The sequence below is a fragment of the Pseudarthrobacter sp. NPDC055928 genome (assembly GCF_042270935.1).
Taxonomy (GTDB): domain Bacteria; phylum Actinomycetota; class Actinomycetes; order Actinomycetales; family Micrococcaceae; genus Arthrobacter.
Genome location: NZ_JBHJZH010000001.1, coordinates 82579 through 98204 on the forward strand (window position 1 = coordinate 82579; position 15626 = coordinate 98204).

Below are 15626 nucleotides of genomic sequence, written 5' to 3' on the forward strand. Positions count from 1 at the left end.
CGCCTCAGGCGTCGGAAAGGTGGGCGATCGTGGCGGTGGCCCGGCGCTGGGCGGCCAGTGGAACGTCCCGGACAATCTCTTCGAGGAAGCCGTAGCGGCGGAGCCACTGGCTGCTCTGGCGTTCCCGCCGCGCGTTGGCCCGCTGCCACCAGTCGGCAATGTCCCCCCAGCCCGGAGCAGCCAGGGAGCCGCCCACCTCCTGCACGGCCAGTGACGCGCACAGGTTGGCGAAGCGCAGCCTGTTGCCCAGCGGCCAGCCCGCGAGGCTGCCCACGATGAACGCGGCGTCAAAGCAGTCACCGGCGCCAGTGGGATCGAAGGCCGAGACCGGCAAAGACGGAACCCATTCCTCCTCGCCCGTCTCCGAGTCCACCGCCATGGCCCCCTGCGCGCCCAGCGTCACCACTGCCACCGGCACGCGGTCCGCGAGGGCATAGAGCGCTGCCCAGGGGTCGTCCTTGCCGGTGAACGCCATGGCTTCGCGCTGGTTGGGCAGGAACGCGTGGAAGTACTGCAGGTTCTCCAGCCGGACCGGCGACCACTTGCCACTGGGGTCCCATCCGACGTCGCCGAAAAGCTTCACTCCGGACTCGTGGGCCGCAACGGCCCAGGGCTCGATTTCGAGGTCAAGTTCGGCGATCCCTGCGAGCGCCGGGGGCGGCGGCCCAATCAGCTCGGACGACGTCACGGGAGCCGGGTGTCCGTGGGTCACGAGCGAGCGGTCCTTTTGGACGCTCAGCGACACCGTGACCGGCGAGTGCCACCCCGGGATGCGCCGGGACAGGCTGAGGTCCACATGTTCCTGCCCGGCCAGGATTTTCCAGTTGTAGTCGCCATAGCCGTCGTCGCCGAACGCTGCCGCCAGGCCCGTTTTCAGGCCCAGCCTCGCCGCTGCGATCGCCTGGTTCGCCACGCCGCCGGGACAACTGCCCATGCCCTCGCTCCAGATCTCCGTTCCCGGTTCCGGCGCGTGGGGCAGTCCGGTAAAAATGATGTCCTGGAATACCGTGCCTGCGAGGATCAGGTCGAACTCACCGTCCGACGGCGAGCGGACGGCGGAGAGCGGGTCGAAGCGGCGGGCGGGGATCGCGTCCATGTCCGGCACGATACGCCCTGCCGCCCGCCAGCGATAGGGGCGGCCCGTCGTCGGGCCTAGACTGCTGGTTATGCGGCTCATGATCGCCGGCGGCGGCGGATTCCGGGTTCCCCTCGTGTACCGGGCGCTGCGCTCTGGCGCCTTCGCGGGGATGGCCGGCGAACTGGTGCTGTACGACGTCGACCCCTCCCGCCTCAGCGCCATCAAAGCAGTGCTCGAATCCATGCCCGCCCCGCCCCCAGGCGTTGAGGACCAGCAGCTTACGGTCCGCACCACCACGTCGCTGCCAGACGCGCTTCGCGGCACGGACATGGTGTTCGCCGCAATCCGGCCCGGCGGGACGGCCGGACGCATCGCAGATGAGCGTGTAGCGAAGGACCTGGGCCTGCTGGGCCAGGAAACCACCGGGGCCGGGGGGATCTCCTACGCCCTGCGCACCATTCCCCGGATGCTGGAACTCGCCCGCCAGATGCGCGAACACTGCCCGGACGCGTGGCTGATCAACTTCACCAATCCAGCCGGGATGGTCACCGAAGCCCTGTTGCCCGTCCTCGGGCCGAAGGCGATCGGCATCTGCGACTCGGCCGCCGCGCTGGTGCAGCGTGCCGCGCGCGCCGTCGGAATTCCGCTGCAGGACGGAAGGCTCGACGGCGTGGGCTACTACGGGCTCAACCACCTCGGCTGGCTTTACCGGCTGGAGTCCGGCGGGCGGGACCTGCTCCCCGGCCTGTTGTCAGACCCGGCGGCCCTTAGCACCTTCGAAGAGGGCCGGCTGTTCCCGCAGCCGTTCCTTGAGGGACTCGGTGCGCTTCCCAACGAGTACCTCTACTACTACTACCGGCGCGACAGCGCCGTGGCTGCCATGGGGGCCATGCCGCAGACCCGCGGCGAGTCCATCCACACGCAGCAGGCTGAGCTCTATCCACAGCTCGCCGCGGCCGGCGCCCGCGCCTACCGGCTCTGGGACGCCGCCCGCCTGTCGCGGGAGGAGGGTTACCTGGCCGAGGCCCGGATGCAGGGTGAGCAGCGTGCGGAAGAAGATCTCGCCGGCGGCGGCTATGAACGCGTGGCCCTGGCGGTGATGCGCGCTTTGGCGGGCGGCACCGGCGACGCCCAACTGATCCTCAACACCCGCAACACTGTTCCGCCCAAGGGGGCAGCCCCTGCCCAACCGGCCATTCCGGGACTGCCGGCGGACGCCGTCGTCGAGGTCCCCTGCACCGTGACGGCCGACGGCGCGGTGCCGCTCCCGCAGTCGGCGCCCCGCCGGGAGCAACTGGGCCTGTTGCGCCGGGTCAAGGCGGTGGAACAGCTCACCGTTGGGGCTGCCACGCACGGCGACCGGGCCGCCGCCCTCGACGCCTTCGCCCGGCACCCACTGGTGGACTCAACCCACCTGGCGGGTGAGTTGCTCGCCGGCTATGAGCGGGCGTTCCCGTCGCTGCAAGAACTCTGGCGCTGAGCACCTGTGGCTGCATTCACACACGCCACGTGGCCGCCGGGCTCCTGGCGGGAGGCCGGGCGTTAACGTCAGGAGTAGTGTTTTATCGGATGCATAACTGAGGGCGCGCATGCTGCGCCGGTGCTGGAAGGAGTTGCCGTGGCGCTGATTCGCAGGGTCGCCTTGCTCTCCCTCCACACCTCGCCGATGGAGCAGCCTGGCTCCGGCGATGCGGGCGGGATGAACGTCTACATCCGCGAACTTGCCTCCGCCCTGGCCGAAACCGGCGTGGAGGTGGAAATCTTCACCCGTTCCACCTCGGCCAACCAGCCCGCCGTCGAACATCCCGGTCCCGGGGTCTGCGTCCACAACGTCCTGGCCGGCCCTCCTCATAAGGTGCCCAAGGAGGAGCTTCCAGGCCTCCTGCACAGTATGGTGGCCGAGATCGAGCAGATCCGCCAGCGCCAGCCGCACGGCCGCTACGACGTCCTCCACTCCCACTACTGGGTCTCCGGCATCGCCGGCCTGGAGCTGTCCCAGCTTTGGGGAGTGCCGCTGGTCCACACGATGCACACCATGGCCAAGGTCAAGAACCTGCTCCTCGAATCCGGGGAGCAGCCGGAGCCGCGGCGGCGCGAGGTGGGCGAACACCGGATTGTCGACGGCGCCGCACGCCTGATTGCCAACACCAGCGCGGAGGCCGAGGAACTGGTTTCCCACTACGGTGCCGACTACGACAACATCGATATCGCCCCGCCGGGCGTTGACCTGGGCACGTTCACACCGGCCTTCCGTGCACGGTCGCGCTCTGAGCGGGGCATCCCGGCTGACACCTTCCACCTACTGTTCGCCGGGCGCATCCAGCGGCTCAAAGGTCCGCAGATCCTGGTCAAGGCGGCGGCGAAGCTTCGCTCACGGCGCCCCGACATCAAGCTGCGGCTCACCATCCTCGGTGCGCTCAGCGGCAACAAGGACTTCAATCTGCGCCACTTGGTCTCGGATGCCGGAATGGACGACGTCGTCACGCACCTTCCCCCGGTGGGTGCACCGGAGTTGGCGGCCTGGTTCCGGGCCGCCGACGTCGTGGTGATGCCCTCGTTCAGCGAATCATTTGGGCTCGTCGCGCTTGAAGCCCAGGCCTGCGGGACGCCGGTGGTGGCCACCCGCGTGGGTGGGCTGTCCCGGGCGATCTTTAATGGGCGGACAGGACTGCTCGTCGATGGCCACCACGCCGAAGACTGGGCCGATGCGCTGGAGGCCCTGTACGACGATCCAGTGACTCGCGAGGACATGGGGCGGGCGGCCGCCATCCGGGCGCAGAACTCGGGATGGCAGCGCACCGCCGCCATCACGCTGGAAAGCTACCATGCCGCCGTCGATAACCATCTGGTAGGCCGCCTGATCCCGGCAGCCCCAGCACCCTGAGGCAGACGCCACCGCGCCCGCCCGAACCGCCTAACGAAGGACAAAGATGTCTGAACGGATTCCCCTCACCGACCTTGAAATCGCGCGCCAGGCGAAGATCAGGCCCATCGGCGAGGTGGCGGCGGCAGCAGGAATCAATGCGGACGCGCTGGAACTGTACGGACGGTACAAGGCCAAGATCGACCCCGCCCGGCTGGACGCTCCTGCCCCGGCCGGCAAAGTGGTGCTTGTCTCCGCGATGTCTCCCACGCCTGCGGGCGAAGGGAAATCGACTACCACGGTGGGCCTAGCCGATTCACTGGCCCGGGCCGGGCACAAGGTTATGATCGCCCTCCGGGAACCCTCGCTCGGACCTATCCTGGGCATGAAAGGCGGCGCGACCGGCGGAGGCTATTCCCAGGTCCTGCCGATGGACGAGATCAACCTGCACTTCACCGGCGACTTCCACGCCGTCACTTCAGCCAACAACGCCCTCATGGCACTCGTGGACAACCACATTTACCAGGGGAACGAGCTGGGCATCGATCCCCGGCGCATGACGTTCAAACGGGTCCTGGACATGAACGACCGGTCGCTGCGGGAAGTGGTGATCGGGCTCGGCGGGCCCACCCAGGGTGTCCCCAGGCAAGACGGCTTCGACATCACCGTGGCATCGGAGATCATGGCGGTTTTCTGCCTCGCTACGGACCTGGCTGACCTGCGCCGGCGCCTGGGCCAAATCACCTTCGGTTACACCTACGGACGCGAACCCGTTACCGTGGCGGACCTCGGCGTGCAGGGCGCGCTCGCCCTGCTCCTCAAGGAAGCGATCAAACCCAACCTGGTTCAGACCATCGCCGGTACGCCGGCTCTGGTCCACGGCGGCCCGTTCGCGAACATCGCACACGGCTGCAACTCGCTGATCGCAACCCAGACGGCCAGGCGGCTGGCGGACATCGTGGTCACCGAGGCGGGCTTCGGCGCCGACTTGGGTGCCGAGAAGTTTATGGACATCAAGGCCCGGAACGCGGGGGTAGCGCCGTCCGCCGTCGTTGTTGTTGCCACCGTCCGGGCACTGAAGATGCACGGCGGCGTAGCCAAGGACCGGCTGACGGAACCCGACATCGAAGCGCTGCAGGCCGGCGTCGCCAACCTCCGCAGGCACGTGCGCAATGTGGAGAAATTCGGAGTGACGCCGGTGGTGGCCATCAACAAGTTCTCTTCCGACACGGCCGAGGAACTCGACTGGCTCCTGGAGTGGTGCGCGGCGGAAGGAGTCCAGGCCGCGGTGGCGGACGTCTGGGGACGCGGCGGCGGTGGGGACGGCGGCGACGAACTGGCGGCCAAAGTGGCGGCCGCAGTTGCTGCGCCGAACAGCTTCCACCACTTGTATCCCCTGGACCTGCCGGTGGAGGAGAAAATCAGGACCATCGTCCAGGAAATCTACGGAGCGGACGGCGTGGACTTCTCCGTTCCTGCCCTGAAACGGCTGGCAGATATCGAGAAGAACGGCTGGTCCGGGCTGCCTGTCTGTATGGCCAAGACGCAGTACTCGTTCACCGACGAGGCCTCCCGGCTGGGAGCGCCGAAGGGCTTCACCATCCACGTGCGCGACCTGATTCCCAAGACCGGTGCCGGGTTTATCGTGGCCCTCACCGGTGCGGTGATGACGATGCCCGGCCTGCCCGCCGCGCCGGCCGCTATGCGCATGGACGTGGACGACGCCGGCAATCCGGTAGGCCTGTCCTGACCATCAGCTTCCATACCGGTTTGCTCTATCACTCTGAGCCCTTATTTGACCCCTTTGCGTGCCAGAACTGATAGAGCAAGTCGGGCTGTGGATATCTTCTGCGGGCGTTCGTGTATTCGGGCAACAATTGTGCTCATGCGCCCGTCCTCACCGCTGCCAGCTTCCCTTTCCTCGGTTCCGTTTACCGTGCATGAAGCACGGGCCGCAAGCCTGAGCCGGGGAAGGCTTCGTTCCTCCGACCTTGCCTCCGCCGGGCGACTGCTCTATCTGCCGGCTGGGTGGGACTTTGAAATCAGAGGGCTCGCGAGGGCCTTGTCCGCAGCTACGCCGGGGGCCTGGATCTCGCATGTGACAGCGGCCTGCATCCTGGGACTGTGGCTGCCCACCTGGTTCCGCGACTACCGGGAACTCCATTTGAGCAAACCAAGACAGCTGCCGCCAGTACGGCGAAAGGGCGTGGTTGGCCACACCGTCCTGGCGTTTGATGAAGAGGTCATGGAGCTGGACGGGATTCGAATCTCCACACCGGCCCGGACCTGGCTTGACCTTGCTGGCATCCTGCCGTTGGAGGACCTGGTGGCCGTGGGCGACCAGCTGGTTCGGCAGCCGTTGCTTGGCCTTGAAGACCGTCGCGATCCGTGGTCGACGCTTACGCAACTGCAGGAAATGTTGAAACGGCACCCGAAACTGAAGGGAATCGTTAAGGCGAGGGAAGCTGCAGAACTCATCCGTTCCGGCTCGGACTCTGCGCCCGAAACCTTCCTTCGGCTGGCCTTGACGGCGGCCGGCCTGCCGGAGCCGGAACTGCAACTGCGTGTTGAGCGTGAGAACCGCTGGTCGCCGGCCGCAGACATGGGGTACCGCGCGCAGCGTATTGCCATCCAGTACGACGGCGGCCATCACCTTACGCGCGAACAGCAGTCCATCGACAATCGCCGGGACGAATCATTCAATGCCGCAGGCTGGCGGTACTTCAAGTTCAACGCCGACGATTTGGCCAACGACTTCCGGGCGGCGGTACGCAAGGTTCGAGCGGCTCTGCACACGCGTTAAACGCCCGTTGCCCTATCAGTTGTGGTTGTTAAACCCCTGGTTTGGGGACCACAAGTGATAGGGCAACGCGAGAGCGTCCGGGGTGGGTTAGCGGTCCAGGTCGCCGCGGATGAAGGCCTCGACCTTTTCACGGGCGAGGTCGTCGTTGAACTGCTCGGGCGGGGACTTCATGAAGTAGCTCGACGCCGACAGCAGAGGGCCGCCGATGCCGCGGTCCAGCCCGATCTTGGCGGCGCGGATGGCGTCGATGATCACGCCGGCTGAGTTAGGTGAGTCCCAGACCTCCAGCTTGTACTCAAGGGACACCGGGGCGTCGCCGAAGTTGCGGCCCTCGAGGCGGACGAAGGCCCACTTGCGGTCATCGAGCCACTGGACGTAGTCGGACGGGCCGATGTGGACGTCCTTGGCAGCCAGCTCGGCTTCGACGTTCGAGGTAACAGCCTGGGTCTTGGAGATCTTCTTGGACTCGAGGCGGTCGCGCTCCAGCATGTTCTTGAAGTCCATGTTGCCGCCCACGTTGAGCTGGTAGGTGCGGTCCAGCGTCACGCCGCGATCTTCGAAGAGCTTGGCCATGACGCGGTGCGTGATGGTGGCACCGATCTGGCTCTTGATGTCATCGCCCACGATCGGCACACCAGCGGCAGTGAACTTGTCAGCCCAGGCCTTGGTGCCGGCGATGAACACGGGAAGCGCGTTGACGAAAGCAACCCCGGCATCGATCGCTGCCTGGGCGTAGAACTCAGCAGCTTCCTGCGACCCAACGGGCAGGTAGCAGACCATGACGTCGGCCTGGGCATCCTTGAGTGCCTGGACAACGTCAACGGGCTCTGCCGGGGACTGTTCAATGGTCTCAAGGTAGTACTTGCCGAGGCCGTCCAGGGTGTGGCCGCGCTGCACGGTCACGCCGGTGGGCGGGACGTCGGCGATCTTGATGGTGTTGTTTTCGCTGGCGAGGATTGCATCCGCGAGGTCAACGCCGACCTTCTTGCCATCCACATCGAAAGCGGCCACGAACTGGACGTCGTTGACGTGGTACTTGCCGAACTCCACGTGCATCAGGCCGGGGATCGTGGCCTCGGGATCGGCGTCACGGTAGTAGTGCACACCCTGGACGAGCGATGCGGCGCAGTTACCCACACCGACGATTGCAACACGAATCGGATTTGAAGACACGGAACTCCTTTGAGGACAAAACTTCAGCCGCCGGACGGTCATTGCCGGACCACGTACGACGGCGGACAGCAGGCAGCGCCATTCGGCGCCTTTTCATAGTACCCAACCGGGCGGGGGCCGGGTTTGTTCCCCGGCCCCCGCCTGTGGTTTCCATCGTGTGCAGAGAGTAAGTGTTACGTCGTCTGCCAGAGGTTGATGTCAGATTCCACAGCGAACTCGTCGATGGCGGCGAGTTCGTCAGTGGTGAACTTCAGGTTGTTGATCGCGGACAGGGTGTCCTCCAGCTGCCTGACGCTGGAGGCGCCAACCAGGGCAGAGGTGACCGGGGTGCCCTTCGGCTGGTCGCGCAGGATCCAGGCGATGGCCATCTGCGCCAGGGACTGGCCACGGCCTTCAGCAATGCCGTGCAGCCCGCGGATCCGGTCCAGCTTCTCGTCAGTGATGGCGTCCTCAGACAGGAAGCGTGCCTTGGCTGCACGGGAATCCGCGGGAATCCCGTTGAGGTACCGGTCCGTGAGCATGCCCTGGGCCAGCGGGGAGAACGCGATGGAACCGGCGCCCACCTCTTCGAGCGCCTCGTACAGGTTCGGCGTGCCGTTCTCCGTCCACCGGTTCAGCATGGAATAGCTGGGCTGGTGGATGAGCAGCGGGGTGCCGAGCTCTTTGAGGATGCGTGCGGCCTCGATGGTCTGCTCGGGCGTGTAGGACGAGATGCCGGCGTAAAGCGCCTTACCCGAGCGGACGGCGTAATCCAGGGCACCCATGGTCTCTTCCATCGGCGTCTCGGGGTCCGGACGGTGGCTGTAGAAGATGTCCACGTAGTCCAGCCCCATCCGCTGCAGCGACTGGTCAAGGCTTGAGATGAGATATTTGCGGGAGCCCCACTCGCCGTACGGGCCCGGCCACATGTAGTAGCCGGCCTTCGTGGAGATGACCAGTTCGTCGCGGTAGGGCTTGAAGTCGTCCGCGAGGTGGCGGCCGAAGTTGGTTTCGGCGGAGCCGTCCGGCGGACCGTAGTTATTGGCGAGGTCGAAGTGGTTCACGCCGAGGTCGAACGCGCGGCGGAGGATGGCCCGCTGTTCATCGAACCGCTTGTCGTCGCCGAAGTTGTGCCAAAGGCCCAGCGAGATTGCGGGGAGCTTCAGTCCGCTGCGGCCGACGCGGCGGTAGGGCATGGATTCATAGCGGTTTTCCGCGGCTGAATAAGTCATACGCTCCATCCTGCCAGCTGTGACGCACGCTACAGTCAGGAACGGCCTTGTTACGCCGCGGGCTGACACAAATCAGCCCGCGGCGCAGCCGGAACTATTGAGCCTTCACGACGGCGGCACTCCACGGCCCGAGGGCCAACGCACCGTTATCAGCGGCAGGCACCTCCTCGGTGGACAGCAGCACCGTTCCGTCCACGCGGTCAAGCGAAACCTTTTGCTCCGAGAGGTTCAGCAGCACCTCAACGGAGCCGCGGCGGAAACGCAGCCAGCCGGCGTCGTCGTCGAACTCCACCGTGGTTTCGGCAAACCCGAGGCCGGCCAATTCCTGATGCTCGCGGCGCAGTGCCGCGAGCGAACGGTACAGCTCCAGGAGCCTGGCGTGGTCGCCCTGCGCGGCCTCGGCCCAGTTGAGTTTGGAACGGCGGAAGGTTTCCGGGTCCTGCGGGTCAGGTACGACGGCGGGATCCCACCCCATCCGTTCGAACTCGCGGATCCTGCCTTCCGCGGTCGCCTTGCCCAGCTCAGGCTCGGGGTGCGAGGTGAAGAACTGCCAAGGTGTGGAGGCACCGAATTCCTCTCCCATGAACAGCATGGGCGTGAACGGCGACGTCATGGTCAGGACCGCAGCGACGGCCAACTGCCCGTAGGACAGGGATTGGGAGAGCCTGTCCCCCGTGGCGCGGTTGCCGATCTGGTCGTGGTTCTGGTTGCAGACCACCAGGGCCGCAGGCTGCACGAGCGAGGCATTGATCGGCCTTCCGTGGTGCCGGCCGCGGAAGCTTGAGTAGCTGCCGTCGTGCAGGAAGCCGTCCTTGAGCACCTTTGCGAGAACCGAGAGTGACTGGAAGTCCTCGTAGTAGCCGGTGGTCTCCCCGCTGACGTTGACGTGGACGGCGTGGTGGAAGTCGTCGCTCCACTGTCCGGCAAGGCCATAGCCGTTGGCGTCGCGCGGGTAGATCAGCCGCGGGTTGTTGAGGTCCGATTCGGCGATCAGGGTCTTGGGCAGGCCCGTTTCAGCCGAGACAGCATCGCCAAGCGCGCCGAGGTCTTCCAGGATGTGCACGGCCCGCTCGTCGCGGAGGGCGTGAACGGCGTCGAGTCGCAGGCCGTCCACGTGGTAGTCCCTCAGCCACAGCGCGGCGTTGTCCAGGATGTACTCGCGGACCACGTCCGAGCCATGGCCGTCCAGGTTGACTGAATCGCCCCAGGTGTTGGCGTCGCCCTGCTTGAGGTATGGCCCAAACCGCGACAGGTAGTTGCCGCTGGGTCCCAGGTGGTTGTAGACGACGTCCTGGATGACTCCGAGGCCGGCTGCATGGGCCGCGTCCACAAAGCGCTGGTAGGCCGCGGGCCCACCGTAGCCCTCGTGGACGGCGTACCACTGGACGCCGTCGTAGCCCCAGTTATGGGTCCCGTTGAAGCCGTTGACCGGCAGCAACTCCACGAAGTCGATGCCCAGGCCGGCAAGGTAGCCAAGCCTGCCGGCCGCTGCCTCGAGGGTCCCTTCCGGTGTGAAGGTCCCCACGTGGAGTTCGTAGATGACCGAGCCGCGGAGATCCTTGCCCTGCCAGCCGGCATCCTGCCAGTCGTGGTCGCCGGGGCTGAACGTCCGGGACAGGGCGTGGACCCCGTCCGGCAGGCGCCGGGACCGGGGATCCGGCAACGGATGGGAGTCCCCGTCCAGCAGATAGCCGTAGTCCACTTCGCCTTCCGTGGGGGCGTCCGGCGCGGACCACCAACCGTCGGCGCCGGGCGCGGTGTCCAGCTTCGCCATGGGGTAGTGCTGCCCGTTTGCCAGCAGGGTCACTGCTGAAACGTTTGGCGCCCAGACGTCAAAGCGGCCGGATCCGGTGTGGGTCAGGCTCATGAGTCGTCTCCGTCCGTAGTGACCAGCAAGGCCACCGGGTAGGTACCCAGGACGTCCGCGACTGAAACGGTGCCGGGCCCATGGCTCTTGCCGGTGAGTTCGTCCCGCATGGCGCTGGAAAGGTCGACGGCGGTGTCCCGCCATCCGCCGTCGGCTTCCAGCCCGGCGGGAAGCCGGGTGGCCAGGGTCAATGCCCCACCCCGGTCAAAGGCAAGAAGGTGGCCCGCTGCCGCCCCTGAGGCTTCGACAGGGACGTAGCTGTCGAAGAGCCCGGGGTTGTCGCGGCGCAGGCGGAGGGCACGGGAGGTGACCAGCAGTTTGCTGGCCTCCGTTCCCGCAGCGGGCAGGAGTCCGTCGTCCAGGCGGGCCAGTTCCTCTTCCCGTTGAGCGAAATCCACCGGGCGGCGGTTGTCGGGGTCGGTCAGTGACCGCTCCCAGAACTCGCTGCCCTGGTACACATCCGGAACTCCGGGCATGGTCAGCTGGATCAGCTTGGCCGCCAGCGAGTTGGAAGCAGCGAATGCATCGGTCCTCGCTACGAAGTCCTCGATCACTGCAGTGACACGGGCGTCGTCGAAGGCTGCGTCCACGGCGGCCCTGACTGTCGCTTCGAATTCCTCATTGGGCTCGGTCCACGTGGTGGAGTTTCCTGCCTCCCTGGCGGCCTTTTGCGCATAGCCCTGCAGCCGCTCGCGGGAGGCAGGCCACGCGCCGAAGACAGCCTGCCACAACAGGTTGGCGAAGGGGCCGTCGGGCACCGGCGCCAACTCCTGGAGCGTGGCGAGCGTGGCCGTCCAGTCGCCAGGAAGCTCAGCGATGACCGAAATCCTTGCGCGGGCATCCTCGCTGCGTTTGGTGTCGTGAGTCGAGAGCGTGGTCATGGACTCCGGGAGTTCCTCGTGCCTCCGCCGCATCCGGTGGTGGAACTCCTCGGGGGTCAGCGAAAATTCCGTGGGCTCAGCCCCCACTTCGGTGAGCGTGCCCAGCCGGGTGTAGCGGTAGAACGCAGTGTCCTCCACACCCTTGGCCATCACCATGCCCGAAGTCTGTTGGAAGCGGACCGCGATTGCGGTGGTGGGATCCAGGAGGAGTGGCAGGAGCGTCCCGATGGCCACTTCGAGGTCCGGCCGGTGCGCTGCTGCCTGCTCGCAGGCCTCCTTGAGCACTTCCGCCCCCACCGGCAGGTAGGACCGGTAGACCGGGAAGGAGGCGATGATTTCGGCGATGGCATCCGCTGCCTGGTCCTCCGCCAGCCCGTGGGAGTCTGGAACGAGCCGGGCAAGCCGCAGGACTTCGGACCGCAGGATGCCGTCAGCAATCATCCGCTTCGTGCCGCGGATCATGGCGGCATAATCCGCCGGTTCACCGGTCCCACGCAGCTGCGCATCCAACGCATCCAGGGCAGCCTCGCCGGCCGGGTCCACCAGGATCCGGTCAACCTCAGCCAGGGCGTCGTAACCGGTGGTCCCTTCGCAGGCGAACTCCCCCGGGAGGACCTCGCCGGGTTCCAGGATCTTTTCCACCAGCACGTACGCCCCACCAGTGAGGTCCTTGAGCCAGCGCAGGTAGCCGGCTGGATCCGCCAGTCCGTCCGGGTGATCCACGCGCAGGCCGTCCACCAGGCCCTCCCGGAACCAGCGGGCCACTTCGGCGTGGGCTTCCTCGAAGACCCTGGGGTCTTCGACGCGGATGCCGGCCAGCGTGCTGACCGCGAAGAACCTGCGATAGTTCAGTTCGCTGTCCGCCCGCCGCCAGGAAACCAGCTCATAGTGCTGGCGGTCGTGGACAGCCCTCGGCGAATCACCCTCGGTATAGGAGCCCGCCGCCAAGGGGAAACGGTGGTCATAGTAGCGGAGTTCGCCATCCGTGACCTTGAGCTGGTCCACATCGTCATCGGAGCCCAGCACGGGTATCCGGATCCGGCCGCGGCCAAAGTCCCAGTCGACGTCGAACGCGTCCGCGTAACGCGAGTCCCGCCCCTCTGCCAGCAGCGACCACCACCAGGGGTTCTGCGGTGGTGACGCCACGCCTACGTGGTTGGGGACGATGTCCACCAGGACGCCCATGCCGTGTTCGCGGGCAGCCCTGGACAGGGCAAGCAGCCCGTCCGGGCCGCCGCGCTCAGGATCAACCGCGGAGGGGTCGGTGACGTCATAGCCGTGGTCCGACCCCTGCTCAGCCGTCAGGATGGGTGAGAGGTAGACCCAGTCAACACCGAGGGACTTCAGGTATGGAACCTTGGCCGCTGCGTCAAAGAGCGTGAAGCTGCGGCGGATCTGCAGCCGGTATGTCGACGCCGGAATCCTCATTCTGCAGGGCCTTTCGGCTTGCTGACCTTCTTCGTTTTCTTTGGCTCCGGTACGGTCGGCGTGCTCAGCGCTTCGGTCTCGCTGGTGCTTGTCTGGGTCAGGGCAGCCAGGGACGCAGCCACGGAGTGGTCCGGTTCCGCCTCCTCCACCATGTGGGCCCTCAGGACTACCAAGGACTTGGCATCAACAGGAATGGACTGGCCGGCCTTCACAGGTGCCGTGTCCGCGTTGTGGCCGGCGGTGTCGATGATGATGTCCCATGCAGGTGCGTATTCGTCATTGGGAAGAACGAACTTCACCATGTCGTCATGTGCGTTGAAGTACAGCAGGAAGTTCACATCGGTAATCCGACGTCCTCGGACGTCCTTGCCTTGGATCCCGTCACCGTTGAGGAACATGCCTACCGAACGGCCGAAACCGCTGTCCCAGTCCTCAGGTTTCATGGTGTCGCCGTCGACGTCCAGCCATACGATGTCAGGCAGCCGTTCGCCTTCCCCCCTCAGCACGGGGCGTCCATCGAAGAACCGGCTCCGACGGAACGTGGGGTGCTTGGCGCGCAATGCGTTGACGGCGGACGTGAACTCCACGAGGGGCTGGTCGATGTTCTCCCAGTTGATCCACGTCAGTTCGGAGTCCTGGCAATACCCGTTGTTGTTGCCCTGCTGAGTGCGTCCAAGCTCGTCGCCGTGCAACAGCATGGGGACACCCTGGGACAGGAGCAGGGATGCTATGAAGTTCCGCTGCTGGCGGGCGCGCAAGCCCAGGACAGCCGGATCGTCGGTGGGACCCTCGGCCCCGCAGTTCCAGGAACGGTTGTGGGATTCGCCGTCGTTATTGCCTTCGCCGTTCGCCTCGTTGTGCTTCTCGTTGTAAGACACCAGATCGGAGAGGGTAAAGCCATCGTGGGCCGTCACAAAGTTGATCGAAGCCACGGGGCGGCGGCCCGAGTGCTCGTAGAGGTCTGCGGAGCCGGTGATGCGTGAGGCGAATTCGCCCAGGGTGGCCGGCTCGCCGCGCCAGAAATCGCGGACGGTGTCGCGGTATTTTCCGTTCCATTCCGTCCACTGTGGCGGGAAGTTGCCCACCTGGTAACCGCCGGGCCCAACATCCCACGGCTCAGCGATGAGCTTGACCTGGGACACTACCGGGTCCTGCTGGATGAGTTCGAAGAAGGTGGAGAGTTTGTCGACGTCGTAGAACTCCCGGGCAAGGGTGGAGGCGAGGTCGAAGCGGAAGCCATCCACGTGCATTTCCGTGACCCAGTACCGCAGTGAGTCCATCAGCAGTTGCAGGGAGTGCGGCTGGCGGACGTTCAGCGAGTTGCCGGTACCGGTGTAGTCCATGTAGTGCTTTTCGTCGCCCTCCATCAGCCGGTAGTAGGAGGCGTTGTCGATGCCCTTGAAGGACAGCGTGGGGCCAAGGTGGTTGCCTTCGGCGGTGTGGTTGTAAACCACGTCCAGGATCACCTCGATGCCGGCCCGGTGCAGGGAGCGCACCATGGCCTTGAAGTCCTGGACCTGCTGGCCGGTGTCGCCGGTGGAACTGTAAGTGTTCTGCGGGGCGAAGAAGCCGATGGTGTTGTAGCCCCAGTAGTTGTTCAGGCCCTGGTCCTGGAGTGTGCCGTCATTGACGAACTGGTGCACCGGCATCAGTTCGATGGCGGTGACGCCGAGCTTCTGCAGGTGCGAGATGACGGAAGGGTGCGCCACCCCGGCGTAGGTGCCGCGCTGCTCCTCGGGGATCTCGGGGTGCAGCTGGGTCAGGCCCTTGACATGGGCCTCGTAGATCACCGATTTGTGGTACGGAACCCGGAGGTTGTGGTCGCCGTCCCAGTCGAAGAACGGGTTGATGACCACACCCATCATCATGTGCGGCGCGGAGTCCTCGTTGTTGATGGAATCCGGCTCGCCGAGGTTGTAGGAGAAGAGCGACGGGTCCCAGTCCACCTGCCCGTGCACTGCCTTCGCGTACGGGTCCAGGAGGAGCTTGTTCGGGTTGAACCGGTTTCCGGAAGCGGGGTCGTACGGACCGTGGACACGGTAGCCGTACTTCTGCCCTGGCTGCACCTGGGGGATGTAGCCGTGCCACACGTAGCCGTCCACTTCGTCCAGACCGAAGCGCGTCTCCACGCCGTCGTCGTCGAAGAGGCACAGCTCTACTTTTTCAGCACGTTCGCTGAACAGCGCGAAGTTCGTGCCGGTTCCATCAAAAGTGGCTCCCAGCGGATAAGCCGATCCGGGCCAGATTTCCATGCATGCTCCTCATCGTTGTTCGACCGCGCAGTCCGGACTTCCCGGTCCACGCCGCCGTGCAAAACCTATG

The 15626-nt window shown here is 65.7% G+C and carries 10 protein-coding genes; 4 read left to right on the top strand and 6 right to left on the bottom strand.

Annotated elements, in window-relative coordinates; translation table 11 throughout:
* Nucleotides 1-4: 4 nt before the first annotated feature.
* Entirely contained in the window at nucleotides 5-1096 is a 1092-nt protein-coding gene (locus ACFC25_RS00370; protein WP_337346921.1) for a PfkB family carbohydrate kinase, read from the bottom strand.
* Between the two features lie 70 nt (nucleotides 1097-1166).
* Between ACFC25_RS00370 and ACFC25_RS00375 the strand changes: the two genes are divergently transcribed.
* The 4 genes from ACFC25_RS00375 (at nucleotide 1167) to ACFC25_RS00390 (ending at nucleotide 6744) form a co-directional block, all read left to right on the top strand.
* The gene (locus ACFC25_RS00375; RefSeq protein ID WP_376043091.1) at nucleotides 1167-2558 is read left to right on the top strand and encodes a 6-phospho-beta-glucosidase; all 1392 of its coding nucleotides are present in this window, start codon (nucleotides 1167-1169) and stop codon (nucleotides 2556-2558) included.
* 138 nt (nucleotides 2559-2696) lie between these two features.
* On the top strand, nucleotides 2697-3962 hold the full coding sequence (mshA, locus tag ACFC25_RS00380; RefSeq protein WP_337346919.1) for a D-inositol-3-phosphate glycosyltransferase: 1266 nt from the start codon (nucleotides 2697-2699) through the stop codon (nucleotides 3960-3962).
* Between the two features lie 46 nt (nucleotides 3963-4008).
* A complete protein-coding gene (locus ACFC25_RS00385; protein ID WP_376043094.1) occupies nucleotides 4009-5691 on the top strand; it encodes a formate--tetrahydrofolate ligase in 1683 nt (560 codons plus the stop codon).
* A gap of 135 nt (nucleotides 5692-5826) precedes the next feature.
* Nucleotides 5827-6744 carry a DUF559 domain-containing protein gene (locus ACFC25_RS00390; RefSeq protein WP_376043096.1) on the top strand — a complete coding sequence of 306 codons (918 nt, stop codon included), beginning with the start codon at nucleotides 5827-5829 and terminating at the stop codon, nucleotides 6742-6744.
* Between the two features lie 87 nt (nucleotides 6745-6831).
* Here the strand turns inward: ACFC25_RS00390 and ACFC25_RS00395 are convergent, their stop codons facing one another.
* The 5 genes from ACFC25_RS00395 to glgX form a co-directional block, all read right to left on the bottom strand.
* Nucleotides 6832-7917, bottom strand: coding sequence for an inositol-3-phosphate synthase (locus tag ACFC25_RS00395; protein WP_337346916.1), 1086 nt, complete (start codon nucleotides 7915-7917; stop codon nucleotides 6832-6834).
* A 173-nt stretch (nucleotides 7918-8090) separates the two neighbouring features.
* Nucleotides 8091-9128, bottom strand: coding sequence for an L-glyceraldehyde 3-phosphate reductase (gene mgrA, locus ACFC25_RS00400; RefSeq protein ID WP_337346915.1), 1038 nt, complete (start codon nucleotides 9126-9128; stop codon nucleotides 8091-8093).
* Between the two features lie 94 nt (nucleotides 9129-9222).
* Nucleotides 9223-10995, bottom strand: a complete 1773-nt coding sequence (gene treZ / locus ACFC25_RS00405) for a malto-oligosyltrehalose trehalohydrolase (protein WP_376043099.1) — start codon at nucleotides 10993-10995, stop codon at nucleotides 9223-9225.
* The gene (gene treY / locus ACFC25_RS00410; RefSeq protein WP_376043102.1) at nucleotides 10992-13304 is read right to left on the bottom strand and encodes a malto-oligosyltrehalose synthase; all 2313 of its coding nucleotides are present in this window, start codon (nucleotides 13302-13304) and stop codon (nucleotides 10992-10994) included. The genes treZ and treY overlap by 4 nt, the downstream gene beginning before the upstream one ends.
* Entirely contained in the window at nucleotides 13301-15556 is a 2256-nt protein-coding gene (gene glgX, locus ACFC25_RS00415) for a glycogen debranching protein GlgX (RefSeq protein WP_337350871.1), read from the bottom strand. The genes treY and glgX overlap by 4 nt, the downstream gene beginning before the upstream one ends.
* Nucleotides 15557-15626 lie beyond the last annotated feature (70 nt).